Annotated in this window: 17 protein-coding genes; 13 read left to right on the top strand and 4 right to left on the bottom strand. The window is 70.6% G+C overall.

Annotated features, from left to right (window positions below; translation table 11 throughout):
- Positions 1–11 precede the first annotated feature (11 nt).
- Complete coding sequence (locus tag IE195_RS21515; RefSeq protein WP_191274416.1) at positions 12–935, bottom strand: CDP-alcohol phosphatidyltransferase family protein; 924 nt, start codon at positions 933–935, stop codon at positions 12–14.
- A 243-nt stretch (positions 936–1,178) separates the two neighbouring features.
- On the opposite strand from IE195_RS21515, the gene IE195_RS21510 reads away from it, so the two are divergent.
- The gene (locus tag IE195_RS21510) at positions 1,179–2,618 is read left to right on the top strand and encodes a GuaB1 family IMP dehydrogenase-related protein (protein WP_191274414.1); all 1,440 of its coding nucleotides are present in this window, start codon (positions 1,179–1,181) and stop codon (positions 2,616–2,618) included.
- A gap of 65 nt (positions 2,619–2,683) precedes the next feature.
- Here the strand turns inward: IE195_RS21510 and IE195_RS21505 are convergent, their stop codons facing one another.
- Both IE195_RS21505 and IE195_RS21500 read right to left on the bottom strand, forming a co-directional pair.
- Complete coding sequence (locus IE195_RS21505; RefSeq protein ID WP_191274412.1) at positions 2,684–3,445, bottom strand: endonuclease V; 762 nt, start codon at positions 3,443–3,445, stop codon at positions 2,684–2,686.
- Positions 3,446–3,530: 85 nt separating this feature from the next.
- Positions 3,531–4,370 carry a M23 family metallopeptidase gene (locus IE195_RS21500; RefSeq protein WP_229826368.1) on the bottom strand — a complete coding sequence of 280 codons (840 nt, stop codon included), beginning with the start codon at positions 4,368–4,370 and terminating at the stop codon, positions 3,531–3,533.
- A 212-nt stretch (positions 4,371–4,582) separates the two neighbouring features.
- Here IE195_RS21500 and IE195_RS21495 point away from each other — a divergent pair, with 212 nt between their 5' ends.
- From IE195_RS21495 to IE195_RS21475, 5 genes are all read left to right on the top strand, one after another.
- Positions 4,583–5,329 (top strand): ATP-binding cassette domain-containing protein, encoded by a 747-nt coding sequence (locus IE195_RS21495; RefSeq protein ID WP_191274410.1) that lies wholly within the window; start codon positions 4,583–4,585, stop codon positions 5,327–5,329.
- Positions 5,330–5,357: 28 nt separating this feature from the next.
- On the top strand, positions 5,358–7,430 hold the full coding sequence (locus IE195_RS21490) for a YhgE/Pip domain-containing protein (protein ID WP_191274709.1): 2,073 nt from the start codon (positions 5,358–5,360) through the stop codon (positions 7,428–7,430).
- Between the two features lie 126 nt (positions 7,431–7,556).
- Positions 7,557–8,207: a TetR/AcrR family transcriptional regulator gene (locus IE195_RS21485; protein ID WP_373295673.1), complete on the top strand. Its 651-nt coding sequence runs from the start codon at positions 7,557–7,559 to the stop codon at positions 8,205–8,207.
- Between the two features lie 34 nt (positions 8,208–8,241).
- A complete protein-coding gene (locus IE195_RS21480) occupies positions 8,242–8,640 on the top strand; it encodes a DUF3592 domain-containing protein (RefSeq protein ID WP_191274400.1) in 399 nt (132 codons plus the stop codon).
- Between the two features lie 201 nt (positions 8,641–8,841).
- Positions 8,842–9,978 carry an undecaprenyl-diphosphate phosphatase gene (locus tag IE195_RS21475; protein WP_191274398.1) on the top strand — a complete coding sequence of 379 codons (1,137 nt, stop codon included), beginning with the start codon at positions 8,842–8,844 and terminating at the stop codon, positions 9,976–9,978.
- 171 nt (positions 9,979–10,149) lie between these two features.
- Here IE195_RS21475 and IE195_RS21470 read toward each other — a convergent pair whose 3' ends face one another.
- Positions 10,150–11,226 carry an RDD family protein gene (locus IE195_RS21470; RefSeq protein WP_191274396.1) on the bottom strand — a complete coding sequence of 359 codons (1,077 nt, stop codon included), beginning with the start codon at positions 11,224–11,226 and terminating at the stop codon, positions 10,150–10,152.
- A 450-nt stretch (positions 11,227–11,676) separates the two neighbouring features.
- On the opposite strand from IE195_RS21470, the gene IE195_RS21465 reads away from it, so the two are divergent.
- From IE195_RS21465 to IE195_RS21435, 7 genes are all read left to right on the top strand, one after another.
- On the top strand, positions 11,677–14,265 hold the full coding sequence (locus IE195_RS21465) for a sensor histidine kinase (RefSeq protein WP_268249190.1): 2,589 nt from the start codon (positions 11,677–11,679) through the stop codon (positions 14,263–14,265).
- Between the two features lie 2 nt (positions 14,266–14,267).
- Complete coding sequence (locus IE195_RS21460) at positions 14,268–14,729, top strand: roadblock/LC7 domain-containing protein (protein WP_191274394.1); 462 nt, start codon at positions 14,268–14,270, stop codon at positions 14,727–14,729.
- Between the two features lie 8 nt (positions 14,730–14,737).
- On the top strand, positions 14,738–15,196 hold the full coding sequence (locus tag IE195_RS21455) for a DUF742 domain-containing protein (protein ID WP_191274392.1): 459 nt from the start codon (positions 14,738–14,740) through the stop codon (positions 15,194–15,196).
- The gene (locus tag IE195_RS21450) at positions 15,177–15,761 is read left to right on the top strand and encodes a GTP-binding protein (RefSeq protein WP_191274390.1); all 585 of its coding nucleotides are present in this window, start codon (positions 15,177–15,179) and stop codon (positions 15,759–15,761) included. Before IE195_RS21455 ends, IE195_RS21450 begins: the two co-directional genes overlap by 20 nt.
- A gap of 232 nt (positions 15,762–15,993) precedes the next feature.
- A complete protein-coding gene (locus IE195_RS21445; RefSeq protein ID WP_191274388.1) occupies positions 15,994–16,980 on the top strand; it encodes an oxygenase MpaB family protein in 987 nt (328 codons plus the stop codon).
- A 111-nt stretch (positions 16,981–17,091) separates the two neighbouring features.
- Positions 17,092–18,096: an oxygenase MpaB family protein gene (locus tag IE195_RS21440; RefSeq protein WP_191274386.1), complete on the top strand. Its 1,005-nt coding sequence runs from the start codon at positions 17,092–17,094 to the stop codon at positions 18,094–18,096.
- A 26-nt stretch (positions 18,097–18,122) separates the two neighbouring features.
- Positions 18,123–19,478, top strand: a complete 1,356-nt coding sequence (locus IE195_RS21435; RefSeq protein WP_229826377.1) for an MFS transporter — start codon at positions 18,123–18,125, stop codon at positions 19,476–19,478.
- Positions 19,479–19,557: the final 79 nt, after the last annotated feature.

Genomic DNA, 19,557 nt, shown 5'->3' with positions numbered 1-19,557 from the left:
CCCCGGTCAGCTCAGCTTTCGCCGCCCGCCGCGGCCGGGGCCGCCGCGGCCAGTTCGCGACGGCGCACCTCGAAGCGGCGGGTCTCCTTCCACAGGCGCAGCACCAGCACCACCTCGAAGAAGGCCAGCGCGAGAACGGAGAAGACCGCCACCGGGATGACAAGGCTGTTCAGCGGGGTGAAGAAGGAGACCAGCACGGTCGCGGGCGCCAGCACGCACAGGAACATCTCGAACTCGATGCCGCTGAACAGGTGCGGGCGCACCCGGTGCCGGAGGAGGAAGTTCCGTACCCGCGGGTAGAGGCCCCTGGGCGCGGGGGCGTCCGCACCCGCCGGGGCGTCCGCCATCTCCTCGTCCTCGGGGTCGGCGTCGCCGGGCGCCTCGGCACGCAGTTGCTCGGTCTCACCCGAGGCCGCGGCGAGGGTCTGCTTCATGCTCTTGCGGGTCTTGGCGACCTGGGCCCCGTTGAGGTAGCGCAGCAGGTCGAAGAAGACCACCACGGGAGCGACGAGCAGATAGGCGGAGTTGTCCGTGACCAGCCACTGGCCGACCAGGAGGGCCATCACACAACCGAAGAAGCGGATGCGGTCGAAGACGAAGTCGACCCAGCTGCCGAAGACCGAACCGGTGCCCTTGAGCCGGGCGATCTTGCCGTCCATGCAGTCCAGGACGAAGCTCAGGTGGAACAGCAGCGCCCCGGCCAACAGCCACGCCCAACCGGTCGCCCCCGCCCAGACCGGCGCCGCGAAACAGATCGCGGACAGCAGCCCCAGCACACCGGCGCCCAGGGTGAGCTGGTTCGGTGTGATGCTGGTCCGGTTCGCCGTCCAGACCACCAGCCGACCCGCCAACGGGTCGACCAGGAAGACCGTCCACCAGGCGTCCTTGGCCTTGTAGGTCTCTTCCTTGACTTGCGCGAGAGTGAAACGCGACATGCGGGGTTCTCCTGGAGGGCCGGCGCCCCCGAACGCCGACGGCGCACGGTTGACGGTCACCGTTTCACGGCAGGGGCGAAGGCCGGGTCGGGGCGGGAATCGAGTCATCATGCCAGACGGAGGTACCTCCAACCTAATCGGTGACGGCATACTTGACTGGTAAGAGGGGGATCAACAGGGTGCCGCCCGTGCCTTACGCGGCGGAGTGGTCCACCCCCTTCGGTCTCGACCGAGGTAGAGCCATTGCGTTTTCTCAACGACCAGGTCCCCAGCCAGGACCTGACCTACAGCGACGTGTTCATGGTCCCGGGCCGCAGCGCCGTCGGCTCCCGGCTCAGCGTCGACCTGTCGTCTCCGGACGGCACCGGCACCACCGTGCCGCTGGTCGTAGCGAACATGACCGCGGTCGCGGGGCGCCGGATGGCCGAGACGATCGCCCGCCGCGGCGGCATCGCGGTCATCCCGCAGGACATCCCGATCGACGTCGTCGCCGACGTCGTCGCCTGGACCAAGCAGCGCGACCTGGTCTACGACACCGCCATCACCCTCAACCCGGCCAGCACCGTCGGTGAGGCGCTCAACCTGCTGCCCAAGCGTGCGCACAACGCGGTGATCGTCGTGGACGGGGACCGGCGCCCGGTCGGCGTGGTCACCGAGGCCGACTGCGCGGGAGTGGACCGCTTCTCGCAGTTGCACGACGTGATGTCCACCGAGCTGCTGACCATCCCCGAAGGCACCGAGCCGCAGGAGGCCTTCGGAACACTGCACGACTTCCGGCACCGGCTCGCCCCGGTCGTCGACGGCGAGGGCGCCCTGGTGGGTGTGCTGACCCGTACCGGCGCTCTGCGCTCAACGCTGTACAAGCCGGCCGTGGACTCCCGGAACCGGCTGCGCGTGGCCGCCGCCGTGGGCATCAACGGCGACGTGGTGGGCAAGGCCTCCGAGCTGTTGGCCGCCGGGGTGGACACCCTGGTGATCGACACCGCGCACGGCCACCAGGAGAAGATGATCTCGGCGGTCGAGAGGGTCCGCGCGCTCTCGCCGGACGTGCCGATTGTCGCGGGCAACATCGTGACCGCCCAGGGCACGCGCGACCTCATCGAGGCCGGGGCCGACATCGTCAAGGTCGGCGTGGGGCCGGGAGCGATGTGCACCACCCGGATGATGACCGCGGTGGGCCGTCCGCAGTTCTCCGCCGTTCTGGAGTGCGCGGCCGCCGCCCGTGAGCTGGGCGGGCACGTGTGGGCGGACGGCGGCGTGCGGCACCCGCGTGACGTCGCCCTGGCCCTGGCCGCGGGTGCGTCCAACGTGATGGTGGGTTCGTGGTTCGCGGGCACCTACGAGTCGCCCGGCGACGTCATGCGTGACGCCCAGGGCCGCCAGTACAAGGAGAGCTTCGGGATGGCCTCGGCCCGCGCGGTGCGGCTGCGCACCTCCGAGGACTCCCCGTTCGAGCGGGCCCGCAAGGCGCTGTTCGAGGAGGGCATCTCCACCGGCCGGATGTACCTGGACGCGGAGCGTCCCGGCGTCGAGGACCTGATCGACCAGATCATCGCCGGTGTGCGCAGCTCCATGACGTACGCGGGCGCCACGTCGCTGGCGGAGTTCCACGAGCGCGCCGTGGTCGGTGTGCAGAGCGCCGCCGGGTACAACGAGGGCCGTCCGGTGGAGAACGGCTGGTAGTCCGGACGCGGAGAGGGTGACGGGGAGGGGCCTTCGGTCCCCTCCCCGCTCCGTTCCCGGGGCCGCTACCCGTCGGCGGCGTGTTCCTTGCGGTACTGGCCGCAGAGCCGGTCCGCGTGCCGGATGGGTTCGGGGATCCGGTACTTGGGCGACAGCCGCAGGATGAGGTCGGCGGAGCCCGCCAGGTCCACGCGGTGGCCCACCGAGACGTAGACAGGTCTGGTCCTGGCCCGGGTGCGCAGGACCCGGCCGATGACCTCGGCCCCCTGGGCGGCGAGTGGCTCGGTGTCCTCGACGAGTTCTGAGCGGCCCGCGACCATGGGCTTCCACGAGCCGCGCTCCTCCCCGGGCATGGAGTTCCTCCCGTAGAGCACGGACTTGGCGGAGCCGATCACCGGTGCGTCGATGAGGACGCCGAGGTGGCTGGCGACCCCGAACCGGCGGGGGTGCGCCAGCCCGAAGCCGTCGCTGACGAAGACGTCGGGGGACACCGAGAGCCCTTCGATGGCCCTGAGGACCGGGGGCAGTTCCCGGAAGCCGAACAGGCCGGAGATGTAGGGGAAGGACGGGGTGTCGGCGATCAGGGAGGTGTCGACCACCTCCAGGGTGCGTGCGTCCAGGACCACGGCTGCCGCGGCGAGTTCCCTGTCCCCGACCCCGTAGCTGACGTCCAGCCCGGCGACGTAGCGCACCGAGTCCGGGTCGAGGGGTTCGGTGCGCACCCGGTCGGCCAGCAGGCGCTGCCGGGCCACGGCCTCCTTCGGGTCGTCCGGCCAGTTCTCCGCGTTGTCCAGGGCTTTGGCCGCCCGTTCCGCGATGTCGTCCACGTTCTCCCCCGTTACCCGTTCCGCGCGATCTCCGGTGCGGTGTCCAGCCGCAGTCTAGGACGGCCGGGGCGGGGGCGGCCGAAGGTCAGTGGGGGGCCGGTCCGGGCGCGTCGAAGACCTCGTGGTCGGCGGGCACGCCCACACCCGTCCAGGTGAACGGGATCCCGTGGGCGAGGCTGAGGTCGGGGTGGTCCATGAGGTGGAAGTGCAGGTGGGGCTCGCTGGAGTTGCCGGAGTTCCCGCACAGTCCGATCCGCTGCCCGGTGGTGACCCGGTCCCCCGCGGCTACCTCCGCCGAACCCCTCCTGAGGTGGGCGTACACGGCGTGGACGCCTTCGCCCAGGTCCAGGATCACGTGGTTGCCGACGATCCTGCGGGCACCGCCGAACATGCGGATGATCCCCTCGAACACCAGGTAGACCAGGGCCGGATAGGAGTTTCGGCTGAGGTGGTCGCGCTGGCTGTCCGAGACGGCCACGACCGTCGCGTCGGCGACGGCGTACAGGGGCTGACCGAAGGCGGGGAAGTCGCTGTTGGGCCGCATGGGCGGCCACCAGCCGGCGCCGGGACGTTCCCCGTCCGCGGGCTCGGCGACGACATCGATCGCGTACGCCTGGCCGAGTTCGCGTGTGCCGTGGCTGGGCACCCGGTCCGCGGGGCTGTTCAGGGCCGACCAGCGGCCGTGTACCGGCGGGGCGACCTCCACGGCTCCGGGTTCGCGTCCGGGCCGGGCCGCGTATCCGGCCGCCAGGGACGCCAGCCACACGCAGACCACCACCGGCGGAAGAAGGAACCACCAGGTCGGGACCGACACGAAGGCGTCGGTGACGATGAGGGCCAGGACCGCAGCCAGCCCCCACGCGAAGAGGTTCCGCAGCACCTTCGCGGTCCTGCGCATTCCCGGTCCGCCGCTGTCCACAGCCACCCACACCCTTCGGTCGCCACCTCTTCTTCATCAATTATTACGTAATTACGGAATGCCAGCAACAAGCCCCGCCCACCCCTGGGACTCCCCCTGGGACTCCGCGCTGTGCCGGAGCACACACACCCGAACGCCCGGGGCCACCGCCCCGGAGCAGTACCGTGGAGCCGTGAATTTGTACTGACCGGTCAGTTCAAAAATGGGAGGCCGCAAGGATGCGTCGGGCCACCGGAGCTCGCGTGCACGCCGAAGGCGTCACACTCACCACCCGGGAGGGCCCCGTCTACACGGGGGTCGACTTCACCGCCCGGCCGGGAACGCTCACCGTTCTCCAGGCCGACTCCGGGGGCGGGCGCAGCGCGCTGCTGCTCACCCTCTCCGGCCGGATGAAACCCACCGGGGGCACCCTGCACGTGGACGGCTACACCCTGCCCGAGCAGGCACGGAAGGTACGGCGGATCAGCTCACTCGGACTGATGGACGACGTCAACGCACTCGACGACCGCCTGCGGGTACGGGAGCACCTCTCCGAAGCCCGCCTACTGCGGGCACGGCCCGCCGCGCGCACCGTGGCCGACCAGGCCATGGCCGCGGCGGGGCTGGCCGAACTCGACCGCCAGACCCTGGTCAAGGAGCTTCCGATGCTGGATCGGCGGCGCCTCGGCGTGGCCCTCGCACTGGTCAGCGAACCGCGCCTGCTCGTGGTGGACAACGTTGACGGCGGCCTCGGCCCCGAGCACCAGGCCGACATGTGGCGGTCCCTGAAGGACCTCACCGACGAGGGACTGACCGTGATCGCCACCTGCGCCGACGCCCGACAACTCGATGCCGTGTCCGACGCCGACACCCAGGGCCCCCTCCGGATCCGGCAGGGCGAGACCGGCACGGAGGAGACCACCGCGGACGGGACCGGGACTGACGAGGCCGGAACACGGGGAGGTGAGCGCGGTGAACAGGCGTAGGAAACCCGAGGCGCCCGCCTACCGCCTCATGGCCGTCCCCAGGCTCGGCCTGCTCACCATGCGGTCCTTCCTTCGGTCGCCGCTGCCCACCGCGGCACTCGCGGCCCTCATGCTCATCCCCCTGCTCTACTCCGGGATGTACCTCTGGTCGTTCTGGGACCCCTTCGACCGGATGGAGCACCTGCCGGTCGCCCTCGTGAACGAGGACGACGGGGCCGAGGTCGACGGCGACGAGGTCAACGCCGGCGACGAGCTCACCGAGACCCTCCTGGACCGCGGCGACCTCGACTGGCACGACGTGGACGCCCGGACCGCCGCCGCGGGGCTCAGCGACGGTACGTACTACGTGACGCTGACCATCCCGGGCCACTTCAGCGAAGCCATCACCTCGCCCTCCCGCGACCGTGAGGACCCGGTCCCCGCACTGCTGGTCGCCAACTACAACGACTCCAACAGCTACATCGTGCGCCAGCTCGCCGGAAGCGCCTTCAAGGAGATCCGCGCGGCGGCGGCGGGCTCCGCCACCAGCGACTACCTGGACCAGATCTTCCTGGGCTTCAACGAGATCCACGGCAAGACGGAGGAGGCCTCGGAGGGAGCCGACCAGATCGCCGACGGCGCCGACGACGCCGAGGACAAGTCGGGGGACCTCGCCGAGGGCGTCGACGGCGCGTACGAGGGCGCCAGCTCGCTGAACAGCGGGATCAACGAGCTCCACGAGGGGTCCAAGACGATCGCCGACGGCGCCGCCACCGCCTCCGAGGGGGTGTCCGAGAAGGTCGACAGACTCGACGACGTGGCCGACGAGTGGCTGCCCCAACTGGAGGAGGACATCCCCGATATCCAGGAGCGCGCCGCCACGGCCGCGACGGTCTCCGCCGCGGTCTCCGAAGCCCTGGCGGAACTGCCCGACGAAATCGACGTCACCGCGCTGAGCGAGGTCGACGGACGCCTCGACGACTACCTGGCGGAACACCCGGAACTGGAACAGGAACAGCCCGAGCTGTACACCCTGCTGACCGACCTCCAGGAGTCCATGGACACCGCGCTGTCGGTGGCCGGGTTCGTCAACGACAACCGTCAGGAGATCAACGACACCGCCGCCGAGGCCGCCGACCTGAGTGAGAAGGCCGCCTCGCTGTCCGAGGACCTGCCCGACATGGTCGAGGACGCCGAGGCGGAACGGGAACAGGCCGACGAACTCGCCGAAGGACTGGCGGACCTGGCCGAGGGCTCCGGTGAGCTCCGCGACGGGCTCGCCGACGCCGCCGAGGGGTCGGGGGAGCTCGAAACCGGCCTGGGCACGATCAGCGACGGTGCGGGCGAATTCCACGAAGGGCTGGGCAGCCTGGCCTCGGGCTCCGACGAGCTCGCCGAGGGCCTGGCCGAGGGGACCGAGGAGATCCCCACCTACTCCGACGAGGGCCGTGTCAGCGCCGTCGACATGATGAGCGAGCCGGTCCGGTTGGACAGCGAGGTGGACAACGAGGTGCCCAACTACGGGACCGGATTCGCACCGTTCTTCGTGCCCCTGTCGCTGTGGGTCGGCGCCATGGTGGTGTTCATGGTGCTGCCCGCGCTGTCCAGCAGGGCGCTGGCCTCCTCCTCCGCCTCCTGGCGGGTCGCCCTGGCCGGACGGGTCGTCCCCCTGCTGCTCGGCTGGGCCCAGGTGGCGGTCATGATGGCCGTCCTGCACCTGGGGTTGGGGCTGGACACCCGGAACTGGCCGGCGCTCATCGGGTTCCTGCTGCTGACCTCGGCCGCCTTCACCGCGACCGTGCAGTACCTGAACGTGAAGTTCAACGCTGCGGGCAGGGTGGTCGCGCTGGCGCTGCTGGTACTCCAGCTCACGTCGGCGGGCGGCACCTACCCGATCGAGACGAGCCCGGCGTTCTTCCAGGCCATCGGCCCGTACCTGCCCCTGCACTGGGCGGTGACCGCCGTACGCCACCTGATCGGCGGAGGCGACACGGACCTGGTCTGGCAGGCCGTCGGGGTGATGTCGCTCTGGCTGGTGGTACCCCTGCTGCTCACCTGGCTGACCGTGGCCCGCAAACGGGTGTGGACGATGTCCACGCTCTACCCGGCGCTGAAGATCTGATGCCCGGGCGGGGCAGCGCGGACGCCGGGCGCACGGTGCTCGACGGCACGGCGCGGAACAGGCCGGGCCACCGACACCGGGGACCGGAACCCGTACACCGCGCGCGCCCCGCCCGACCAGTGCAGAATGGTGGAGATGAACGCGAGCACCCCCGAACCGGCGAAACCAGTCAGCGGCCGCCGCGAGGCCACACGACGCAAACTGTTCGAGGCGGCCGTCACGCTGATCTCCGAGCAGGGTTACGGAGCCACCACAGTTGACGAGATCGCCGAGCGGGCCGGGGTCGCCAAGGGCACCGTCTACTACAACTTCGGCGGCAAGAACGAGCTGTACGCGGCCCTGATGGAATGGGGCGTGACCCGGCTGGCCGACACCCTGAGGGAGGCCGTGCCCGCCGCCGGCCAGGACGTCGGACCCCGCGAGGCCCTGGCCGAGGTGCTGCGGTCCGGCGTCGTCTTCATCAGCGCCCACGAGGCGCTGGCCCGGCTGCTGATGGCCGAAGCCTGGCGCACCAACCAGTCCTGGTACGCGACCGTCCGCCAGATCCGCACCGAAGCGATCGGGGTGATCACCGGCCAGCTGGACGCCATGGTCGAACGCGGACTGACCCGACCGGACCTGGACACCTCCCTGGCCGGGTCCGCCCTGTTCGGCATGGTGGTGACAGTGGCCCTGGACTGGCGTACCCTCCAGCCGGAACGACCCGTCGAGGAGATCCACACCACCCTGGCGCACATGGCCGACGGACTCATCGGGTCCCCTGCCTCCCCGCAGTGACCCCCGCACGAAGAACCCGGAGAGAGGGCCCGCCATGGTCGACCTGTACCCGCTGCTCCCCCTGACCGCCGGCGTGGTCCTGCTGTGGATCGTCACCCGTGACACCCGCATGGAAGTACGCCTGGTCCGCAACGGCGTACGCGCCAAGGGCAGGGTGATCGGCTACCACGAGACCTCGATGGCCTCCCGGATGATCGTGCAGTTCCAGACCGAGGACGGCGAAGAGGTGCACGCCGAACACGAGAACACCGGCTGGATGGCCTCCCGGGCCGGTGAGATCGTCACCGTCTCCTACGACCCCGAACTGCCCGAACGGGCCCGCATCGTCTCCGGCCCCTGGCTGAGCCACTGGGTGCGCGCGATGTTCGGCGGTCTCGGCCTGGTGCTCCTCCTCACCGGCCTGCTCCTGGGGTATCTGCACTGGTCCGAATAGTTTCCGCCGTTTCTGTTCCGGGCCTGCGCCGTGCGGCCGCCGATGGCGGCCGTGGCGCCTCGAGCCGTGCCCGGGGTGCGCTCCACCGAGGATTACTGGTCCCTGATATCGGGATACGATGCCTGAGCGCACGGACCGCGACGCCCCCGGAGCGGTCTCGGCGCGTGTATCCGCAGTCAGAACGAACTGAGGGCCCTTTCCGTGTCCCTGCTCGAAGCGGTCGTCCTTGGCCTGGTCCAGGGTCTGACCGAATTCCTCCCGATCTCCTCCAGCGGGCACCTGCGCGTGGTGTCCGCCTTCTTCGGCTGGCCCGATCCCGGTGCTGCCTTCACGGCCGTCAGCCAGATCGGCACCGAACTCGCCGTGGTGATCTACTTCCGGCAGCGCATCTGGGCGATCCTGTCCACATGGACCAGGTCCCTGGCCAACCGCGATCTGCGCGGCGACATCAACGCCCGCATGGGCTGGTACGTCATCCTGGGCTCGATCCCCATCGTGGTGCTCGGCCTGCTCCTCGAGGACCAGATCGAGAGCGTCTTCCGTGACCTGCGCCTGGTCGCCCTGAACCTCATCATCTTCGGTGTGTTCCTGGGCCTCGCGGACCGGTACGCGCGCAAGCACCGCGACCTGGAGGAGCTCAACGTCCCCCGGGGCCTGGGCTTCGGCCTGTTCCAGGCGCTCGCGCTGATCCCCGGCGTCTCCCGCTCGGGCGGCACCATCACGGGCGGTATGCTGCTGGGCTTCAACCGCAAGGACGCCGCCGAGTACGCCTTCCTGCTCGCCCTGCCCGCGGTCTTCGGCTCGGGCGTGTACAAGCTCGCCGACATCGGCGGCGACGAGTACGCCGGCTGGGGCGCCACCATGGTGGGCACGGTCATCGCGGGCGTGATCGGCTTCGTGGTGATCGCCTGGCTGATGCGGTTCATCTCCACGCACAGCTTCATGCCCTTCGTCTACTACCGCGTGGGTCTGGGCATCGTCATCCTGGCGCTGGTGAGCTGGGGCGCGCTCGACCCCCAGGGCGGCGCGGAGTCCCAGCAGAGCCGCAGCGACATCGTCGTCACGGAGGAGACGCCCGGGCAGGAGCCGGAGGAGGACTCCGAGCCCGCCGCCGGGCCCTCCCCGGAGCCCGCCGAGGAACCGGAGCCGACACCGACACCGAGCGTCGACCCGGTGACCGGCTGGGAGATCGACCCCGAGGTGGGTCTTCCGCGCAACCCCGAGACCGGCCTTTACCACGATCCGGAGCTGGGGATGGACGTGGACTACGACGTCTCGACCGGGCTGGCCACCAACCCGGTCACCGGCGAACAGTACGACCCCTCCCCCCTGGACTGACACCGGGACCGGTCACCCGCTCCCCCTTCTCCGCCGGGCCGTCTGCCCGGGGGAGGACCCCCGCGCAGAAACCAGAGCGTCCCTGGAACCGGGCCTGCCGTAACGGGACCGGCCCGTACGGGCTACGGCCGGGATCCCTGGCGCCGGGGCCCCGGACGGGACCCCGGCGGCTCAGAGGAGGGACGGGACCTCCGGCGGAGGGGCGTAGCGCACGAGGCGGCGGGGCAGGCCGCCGTCGAGGCTGGAGCGGGTACGGACCCGCAGGCGGCAGAGCAGGTCCGCCAGGCCCGCGCCGTCCGGGCGGACCACCGCGGTGCTGGCGTGCACTCCGACGACAGCCAGGGCGAACCAGGGGGACCCGAACGCGATCAGGACGGCCACCGGCACGGGCAGCAGCAGTGCGCGGGCGGTGACGCGGCGGCGGGCGGCCGGTCGGGGCACGGACCACTCGGTCAGGGCCAGGTGCACGGCGGTCCGGCCCAGGGTGCAGCGGTCACGGCGCAGCAGGGGCAGGAAGAGCCCGAAGAGGGCCGCCAGGCCCAGGAGGGTGCCGGTCAGGACTTCTTCCTCCGTCCCGGGACGGACCACACCGTAGGCGTGCAGCAGGGCGACCAGTGTGGCCGCGCCGAACCACCACAGCCCGAGGTCGATCAGGGCGCCGAGCATACGGCGGGTGAGGTCGGGGGCGACGCGGTCGGGGACCGCGACGGGCCAGGAGCGGTGCGGGCCGAACGGCCACAGCGGGGGTACCCACCGGGCGAGGGTCCAGCCCAGGAGGGTTCCGGCGACGCCGACCCCGGCGGTTTCGAAGGCGACGGTGTCGTAGGCGCACGGGTAGAGGCCGAGGATCCCGGTGGCGCGGACCGCGGTGACCGCGAGCGCTAGGGCGGCGCCCAGGGCCAGGGTGGTGAACAGGCCGCGGCGGAACCGGGACCGGGACAGCAGTCCGACCGGCAGGAAGAGCCCCAGCGCCGGAGCGGCCTCACGGAGCGACAGGGGCGGCGCGGGTTCGGGGTCTACGGGGCAGAGCCCGTCCGCTGAGGCGGGCAGGGGCCAGACGGCGTACACGGCCAGCCCGACCCCGGTGAGCAGGGCTGCGAGGGTGAGCTGCGCCGGCCAGCCGACCAGACGCCCGTAACGCCGGTGCTGTCCGCTCAGGTAGAACGCGGATCCGACGACCACCAACAGCGGTACGGCGGCTACCGCCACCTCGATGGCGGCCTGTCCGCCGCCGAACAGTTGCCCCATCGCCTCTACGTTCCCCCTGCTCGTTCCCGGGGCGCCAGGCTAGTACGGGCCGCTCCGGCGCGGGGCGGGAACGGGGATATCCGAGGGCCCCTCGAAGCGAACCAGAGATACGCATGTGACGTTTGTCCCATAAGGTACACACAAGCGTGGACACCCCTCGCACAGGCGTCATACCTGCTCTTGTGTGACCATTTCACAACTTCATGGCAGACTGCCTGAGTCCCCCGGATAATCCGCCGTTTCCCAGGCGAGATACGATCCCCAACGCCGAACCCCCCGTTTGTGGCTACTCTGCGGTAAGTCCGGCGTCGACCACCCCCACAAGGCACGGGCGCGGCCCGCAGGGTGGGCAGGGCTGCGCACGCGCGCGCCGGCCTCCCGAAGAAGGCCAGGCGACCACGGCCCCCGACGCCACCCGAGAAGACTTTGACGCGGATCGACAGGAGAACCGTGCAGGCAGTACCGAAGAAACGTGGGCGGACGATCGCCGCCCGTATCCGCGCCATGGTCATGATCCCCACCGCCGCGCTGGTCGCGCTGTGGCTGGCCCTCACCCTCGCCCTCGGCGGCGACGCGGTCTACCAACTGATCCGGTCCAAGGCCACCGACGAGCTCGTCACCCCCGCGGCCGTGGGCCTCGTGGACGCGATGTCGGAGCGGTCCGCGACGATCGCCTACATCGAGAACCCCGACAACGCCGACCTGGCCCAGGAGCTGGAGGAGGCACGGCAGAACACCGACGGCTCCCTCGGGGCCGTCGTCGAGGACCTCATCGGGTTCGCCGACATCGCCCCCGGCGAGGGCGGCATGCATATCGAGATGCTGCACGGGATGTACCAGGACATCGGCGAGATGCGCGAGGCCGTGGACTCCGGCAGCGCCTCCCGCGCCGACGTCCTGGACTACTACAACGAACTCGTCCTGCACGGTGCCGACAGCTTCGACAGCCAGGGCCGCGCGGGCAACCAGGAGGGCTCCACCAGCCCCGGTTTCACCGCCGTCTACATGTTCCGCACGGTGGACGTGGTCGCGCGGGCAGACGCCCAGATCGCCCGCGGCTTCGCCACCGGTGAGCTCACCCTGGAGGACCAGCGCGAGTTCACCGAGCTGATGGGCTCCTTCCAGACGCTCCTGGACGCCAACGCCCCCTACCTCTCGGACGAGGGCCACCGGGAGCGGTACGAGACGCTGCTGGAGAGCCCCGAGTACGCCGCCTTCACCTCCCTCTCGAACGAGATCATCGAACGGCAGGTCGAGGCGCAGACGGTCACCAACCCGGAGACCTTCACCCTGGAGACCGTCGACGACCTCTCCATGCCGGTCGACAAGGCCGAGTGGCACGAGGCCTACGACCCCGTACTGGCCGAGCTCACCGCTCTGGGGGCCGACGAGGCCATGTACTCCGCCCAGGTGAACCGGGAGAGCGCCAACGGGGCCGTGCTGCTCGCCGTCGGCGGCAGCCTCGGCGTCGCCGCCGTCATCGTGGTCGCGTTCTACCTGGCCCGCCGGTCCTCGCGGAACCTGACCGAGCGCCTGCTCACCCTGCGCGAGGAGTCCCAGGACCTCGCGGAGAAAAGGCTGCCCGACATCATGGGGCGGCTGCACCGGGGCGAGCGCGTGGACACCTCCAGCTCCCTGCCCGAGCTCAGGATCGATGACGACGAGATCGGCGACGTCGCCCGGGCCTTCAACACCGCCCAGCACGCCGCCATCGACGAGGCCGTCCAGCAGACCGAGCTGCGCCAGGGCGTCAACCGGGTCTTCCTCAACATCGCGCACCGCAGCCAGACCCTGGTGCACCGCCAGCTCCGGCTGCTGGACCGGATGGAACGCGAGCAGGAGGACCCGGAGCAGCTCGCCCAGCTGTTCAAGCTGGACCACCTCGCGACCCGCTCCCGCCGCAACGCGGAGAACCTGCTGATTCTGGGCGGTGAGGCGCCGGGCCGCACCTGGCACCGTCCGATGCCGCTGATCGACGTACTGCGCGGCGCGATCTCGGAGTCCGGTGACTACACCCGTGTCAAGCGGGAGCGCATCGCCCGGGTGAACCTCAACGGTCCGGCCGTCGCCGACGTCATCCACCTGGTCGCGGAACTGGTCGACAACGCCGCCATGTTCTCGCCGCCGCACACCCAGGTGCGTCTGAGCAGCGAGGACGTTCCCAACGGGGTGACGATCGAGATCGAGGACCGCGGCCTGGGCATGACCGATGGCGAGTTCGACTCGGCCAACGCGCTGCTGGCCGACCCGCCCGAGTTCGACGTGATGCGCCTCAACGAGAAGATGCGCCTCGGCCTCTTCGTGGTCTCGCGCCTGTCCCACCGGCACGGCATCCGGGTGCACCTGCGTCCCTCGCCGTACGGCGGTGTGCAGGCCATCGTGCTGCTCCCGCAGGAGATCATCTCGGGTGACCGCACCCCGCTACCCTCCTCGGAGGAGAGCGGGGAGGACATCTGGGAGGTGCGCGAGATCGTCGACCGCCCCGGCCCCGCGCTGGAGGCGGGCCGGGCCGGCCGCTCCGGCAAGCCCGTCCTGACTTCGGTGTCGACCTCTCCCGGGGGTTCCGGCCAGGAGCGGCGATCCGACAAGCCGGACGGCGGCCCCGAGGCGGACGCGGAACCGCAGGCGCCGCTCGCCCCGGCCGACGCCCCCGGGGACGACCTCCTCGGCACTCCGGACAAGGACGACACCCGTCCTTCCCTGCCCACCCGCAACTCCCGGATCAGCGCGGTGCCCGACGCCCCCGGGACGTCCCCCGTCAAGGAGACCAAGCAGCCCGAGACCGTCGATGCCGGCGGCGGGCGCCCCGCACTGCCCAAGCGACGCCCGCAGGAGAACCTGGCCCCCCAGTTGGCGACCTCCCCCGCCGGTGACGGGGCCACCGGCCCCGCGGCCGGCGGCGCCTCCTCCGAGGCGGCCCCCGACAACACGGAACGGCTGGCGCGCCTGCGCCGGAACATGTCCGCGTTCCAGAAGGGGACGGACCGCGGGCGACGCGACGGCAAGCAGAACACCAACGACACCGACAAGGACGCGTAACCGTGACGAGTACCGAAAGCGCCGAGCGCGGCAGCGGAAGCGCCGCGGGCAAGAAGGACATCAACTGGCTGCTCGACGAGCTGCTCGACCGTGCCGTGGGTTCCCGCCACGCGATCGTCCTCTCCGCTGACGGCCTGCTCATCGGCCGCTCCCGTGACCTGGTCAAGGAGGACGCCGAGCACCTGTCCGCGGTGGCCTCGGCGTTCCAGAGCCTGGCCCGGGGCACCGGCCGCCACTTCGGCGGCGGCGAGGTCCTCCAGACCGTGGTCGAGATGGAGAGCGCCTACCTCTTCGTCACGGGCGCGGGCCGCGGTGCCTGCCTGGCCGTCCTCGCCGAGGAGAGCTCCGACGTCGGTCTCATCGCCTACGAGATGAATGTCCTGGTCGAGCAGGTGGGCCGTTACCTCGACGCCGCGCCCCGTAGCGAGGGTGCGGCCGGGGACTCCGGGGAAGCCACGCGATAGGGGTCGGTATGCAAGCGCACAACGAGTTCGATCCGGGCGACATACCGCACGGTCTGCCACAGCGTGACGCAGTCGGTGGTTACGGCGAGCCGGACGGCGGTCCAGACGACGCCGCCGGGTCGGAGGAGGCGGGGCCGCTCGTCCGCCCGTACGTGATCGCGCAGGGCCGCGACCACGCCGACTCCGTCCAGTTGGACATGATCAGCGTGGTGATCGCCGCAAAGCGCGCCGAGGTCGACGAGATGGCACTGGAACCGGAACAGCTCCGGATCCTGGAGCTGTGCCGCCGCCCCCAGTCGGTGGCTGAGGTGTCCGCGCACCTGGACATCCCGGTCGCCGTCGTCAAGGTCCTGCTCAGTGACCTGCTCAACCGCGGCCTGGCCCTGGCCCGCGCCCCCTACACAGCTAAGAGCCCGGTGAGCCGGGACGTACTCCAGGCGGTTCTCGATGGCATCCAGAGACTCTGACCCGGGCACCGAGGCCCCCGTTCCCTCGGCACTGAAGATCCTGGTGGCCGGTGGCTTCGGCGCCGGGAAGACCACACTGGTCGGCGCGGTCAGCGAGATCGCCCCCCTCAGCACGGAGGAGGTGATGACCGAGGCCAGTTACGGGGTCGACGACCTGTCCGGGGTGGAGGCCAAGACGACCACCACCGTGGCGCTGGACTTCGGTCGCATCACCATCAGCCCCAGTCTGGTGCTGTACCTGTTCGGCACGCCCGGCCAGGAGCGCTTCTGGTTCATGTGGGAGGAGCTGTCCGAGGGGGCTCTGGGCGCGATCGTCATCGCTGACACCCGCCGTCTGGAGACCTGCTTCGCCGCGGTCGACTTCTTCGAACGGCGCGGGGTGCCGTTCGTGGTCGCGGTGAACTGCTTCGAGGGCGCCCACGAGTACGAGGCGGACGAGGTACGCGAGGCGCTGAGCCTGAGCCCCGAGATCCCGGTGGCCCTGTGCGACGCCCGCCGACGCGAATCCGCCAAGCAGGTCCTGCTGACCCTGGTGAACCGGGTCGCGGAGCGCGTCACCGCCTAGTGCGCGTCCGGCGGCGGGTGGCGGGGGACCGGTTCCCCCGCCACCCGCCGCTGTTTTTTCGGGAACGTTCCGGGCACGGTTCGGGTGCAGGGACGGCGCATCCCGCCGGGGGCCTCTGTACACGCGAAGCGTCCAGGTAAAGTGCGGGGCGTCGCAACGTCTGTGTCGGGCGTTTCGGTGCCCGACGACCATGGTCCCGTCCCGGGCGGGCCCGGACGAAGGTGGAGTTCCCGTGAAGCGTTTCGAGTGGCGCGACAAGATCCACGGCCTGGACGCCGAGGCGGACTGTGAACAGATCGTCCGCATCCTGGGCACCTACGAGTTCCCCTGGGACATCGAGCAGGCCCTGGGGCTGGCGCTGTACCGCACCTACGCCGTGCCCAGCATCGGCGAACTACTCGGGCGGACCCGTGAGTTCACCGAGCGGACCCAGCACCGCTACGACGACACCGCGCTCATCCTCAACGACATCCTGGAGCACGGGTTCGGGCCGGGCCGCGGCCGGGACGCGCTGCGCCGGATGAACCAGATGCACCGCTCCTACGACATCAGCAACGACGACTACCGGTACGTGCTGAGCACCTTCGTCGTCATGCCGGTGCGCTGGCTCAACGACTACGGCTACGGCTGGCGGAAGCTGTCCGACCACGAGACGGCGGCCAGCACGAACTACTACCGCAAACTCGGCAGGTACATGGGCATCAAGGACGTCCCCGAGACCTACGCCGAGTTCCGTGAGCTTATGGACTCCTACGAGGCGGAGCACTTCGCCTACACCGAGGGCGGCCGCGCGGTCTCCGACGCCACCCTGGAGCTGATGGTCGACTTCTACCCGGCCTGGCAGCGGCCCCTCGTCCGGCCCTTCACCAAGGCTCTGCTGGACGAGCCCCTGATCAGGGCCTTCCGCTACCCCGAACCCTCGGCGTTCTGGCGCAGGTCCGGTGACCTGGCGCTCAGGCTGCGCGCGAAGGTCGTACGGCGGATGAAACCGCGCCGGGAGCCGCGCTGGGCCCGGATGAGCCCCAACATCCGCAGCTACCCCGACGGCTACGAGCCCGACCGCATCGGCACCTTCCCCCAGGGCTGCCCGGTCCCCCACGACATGCGCACCCAGGAGGTCCCGGCGACCGGTGCCAGGGTTCCCGCCCCCGGCCAGGCCGTCGCCTCCCGGGCACCCGAAGCGGAGTCCCCCGCCTCCCCGGAGACCCCCGCGACCTGAGCGGGTCTCCACCCCTTTCCCGAGCCCTCCGCTCCCCGATTCCAGCACACGGCCCAGCCGCGTGTTGCCACCCCCCTTCCACCATCCCCACTTCCCCCGAAGGAACCGCGAATGAAGCGCTTCGACTGGCGAGACGAGATCCACCGCCTGGACGCCGAGACGGACTGCGTGCGCATCATGCAGATCCTCAACTCCCACGAGTTCCCGTGGGACATGGGACGGGCGCTGGGTATCGCGCTGTACCGCACCTACGCCGTGCCCAGCATCGGCGAACTGCTGGGCAGAACCGACCAGTTCACCGGTCAGACCCAGAAGCGCTACGACGACACCGCGCTCATCCTGGGCAACATGATCCGGCACGGGTTCGAACCGGGTAAGGGCCGGGACGCGCTGCGCCGGATGAACCAGATGCACCGCTCCTACGACATCAGCAACGACGACTACCGGTACGTGCTCAGCACCTTCGTGATCATGCCGGTGCGCTGGCTCAACGACTACGGCTACGGCTGGCGGAAGCTGTCCGACCACGAGATCAGCGCGATCACGAACTACTACCGCAAGCTCGGCAAGTACATGGGCATCAAGGACGTCCCCGAGACCTACGAGGGGTTCCGCGAGCTCCTGGACGGCTACGAGGCGGAGCACTTCGCCTACACCGAGGGCGGCCGGAGGGTCTCCGACTCCACCCTCGACCTGATGGTGACGTTCTACCCGCCGCGGGTGTCCGGTCTGGCCCGCAAGTTCTCGATGGCGATCCTGGACGAGTCGCTGATCAAGACCTTCCGCTACGACCCGCCCAGCAAGGCCTGGCGCAGGTCCGCGGACATCGCGCTCAAGCTGCGCGCGAAGGTCGTGCGGCGGATGAAGCCGCGCGAGGAGCCGTTGTGGGCGGACATGAACCCGAACATCCGCAGCTACCCCGACGGCTACGACGTGAACGGGATCGGTACCTTCCCGGCGACCTGCCCGGTGCAGCACAACGTGGACCCGGTGGCGCACGAGGAGCTGTACGGCGAGGAGGGTGACCGGCCCGCCGAGAACGGCGAGAACGCCGGGACCTCTTCCGAGGGGTCCGGGAAGCCCACCGCCGACACGGCCTCGGACGGGCGCGCGTGACCACGACCGACAGGGCCCCGTCCGCGGTGGACGGGGCCCCCGTTGCGGGCGCCGGGCCTGCTCCCGGACCCCTGCCCCGCTCGGTGCACGCCTGGTACGGCAGCGGCGCGGTGGCCATGGGGGTCTTCAACACGGTCCCCGGGTTGCTGCTGCTGATCTATCTGACCGACACCCTCGCGGTGAGCCCGGCCCTCGCCGGTGCGGTGATCTTCCTGCCCAAGCTGGTCGATCTTCTGGCCAGTCCGTATATCGGAATCTGGTCCGATCGGACACGGTCCCCCTGGGGCCCGCGACGGCCGTGGATGCTGGCGGGCGCGATGACCCTGCCGCTGTTGTTCGCGGCCATGTTCGCGGGACCGCCGTTGGAGGGGGCTCAGGCCGCCGCCTACGTGGCGGTCCTGTTCGTACTGGCCGCGCTGGCCTCGTCGGCGTTCGTGGTGCCCTACACCGCGATGCCCGGCGAGATCACAGCGGACTACCACGAGCGCTCCACCCTGAACACGTGGCGGACCGCCTTCGCGGGCCTGGCGCTGCTCCTGGGCGGGGCCCTGGCACCCGTCGTCCAGACGACCCCCCAGGACCCGGTGGTGGGCTACCGCCTCATGGGGCTGATGATGGCCGCGGTACTCGTGCTGTCCATGCTCGGCTCGGTCGTCGGTACCCGCCGGGCACCGCACCCGGTCTTCCAACCCCGGAGCGAGGGGCTGCCCGCCCAGCTCAGAGTGGCCTTCGGGCACCGCGACTTCCGGGTCCTGTTCCCGGCCAACCTCCTCATGGCGGTGGCCAGCGGCACGATGGTGGCCGGTGTGCCGTACGTGACCGCGAACGTCATGGGCGAGCCCGCCTACACGAGCATCCTCATGGTGTGCGTGCTGGTCCCGCTCATGGCGGCGGCACCGCTGTGGAAGCGGCTGTCGGTACGGGTGGACAAGCGCCGCGCCGCCGGCTGCTCGGCACTGGTGTTCGTCCTCGGCGGGGTCGGCCTGTTCCTGATCCCGGTGCTGGGCGTACCGGGCGCGGTGGCCTCCTCCGTGCTGGTGGGCGTCGGTCTGTCCGGGACCATGATGCTGCCCGCGTCCATGCTGGCCGACTGCCTCGCCACCGACGACGGCTCCGGCCGGCGCCAGGGCGGGGTGCTGTCGGGCGTGTGGACCTCGGGGGAGGCCATGGCCCAGGCGGTGGGCACCGGCCTGCTGTCCCTCTCCCTGGCCCTGAGCGGTTACGTGGAGTCCGGCTCGGGAGAGGTCGTCCAGCAGAGCGAGACGGCTCTGCGGGGCATGCTGGTCGGCAGCAGCCTGGTACCCGCCGCCGTGATGCTGTGCTGCCTGGTGCCGCTGGTGTTCTACCGGATGCGGGCTCCCGGTACGGACGCGAAGGAGTGACCGCGCGGGGCGGGGCCGGGAGAACCGGCCCCCGCCCCGTGCGGCCCCCGCCCCGTGCGGCCCCGGTCTCATCCGCGGC

It is taken from the genome of Nocardiopsis terrae (assembly GCF_014651695.1).
GTDB lineage: Bacteria > Actinomycetota > Actinomycetes > Streptosporangiales > Streptosporangiaceae > Nocardiopsis > Nocardiopsis terrae.
The sequence above is the reverse complement of the archived record's forward strand: the minus strand, read 5'-3'. Positions and strand labels throughout refer to the sequence as shown.

Bases quoted from the DNA above. Each gene is read 5' to 3' on its own strand.
- IE195_RS21515 (WP_191274416.1), bottom strand. From the start codon at position 935: ATGTCGCGTTTCACTCTCGCGCAAGTCAAGGAAGAGACCTACAAGGCC.
- IE195_RS21495 (WP_191274410.1), top strand. From the start codon at position 4,583: ATGCGTCGGGCCACCGGAGCTCGCGTGCACGCCGAAGGCGTCACACTC.
- IE195_RS21490 (WP_191274709.1), top strand. From the start codon at position 5,358: ATGGCCGTCCCCAGGCTCGGCCTGCTCACCATGCGGTCCTTCCTTCGG.
- IE195_RS21485 (WP_373295673.1), top strand. From the start codon at position 7,557: ATGGTGGAGATGAACGCGAGCACCCCCGAACCGGCGAAACCAGTCAGC.
- IE195_RS21480 (WP_191274400.1), top strand. From the start codon at position 8,242: ATGGTCGACCTGTACCCGCTGCTCCCCCTGACCGCCGGCGTGGTCCTG.
- IE195_RS21470 (WP_191274396.1), bottom strand. From the start codon at position 11,226: ATGGGGCAACTGTTCGGCGGCGGACAGGCCGCCATCGAGGTGGCGGTA.
- IE195_RS21455 (WP_191274392.1), top strand. From the start codon at position 14,738: ATGCAAGCGCACAACGAGTTCGATCCGGGCGACATACCGCACGGTCTG.
- IE195_RS21450 (WP_191274390.1), top strand. From the start codon at position 15,177: ATGGCATCCAGAGACTCTGACCCGGGCACCGAGGCCCCCGTTCCCTCG.
- IE195_RS21440 (WP_191274386.1), top strand. From the start codon at position 17,092: ATGAAGCGCTTCGACTGGCGAGACGAGATCCACCGCCTGGACGCCGAG.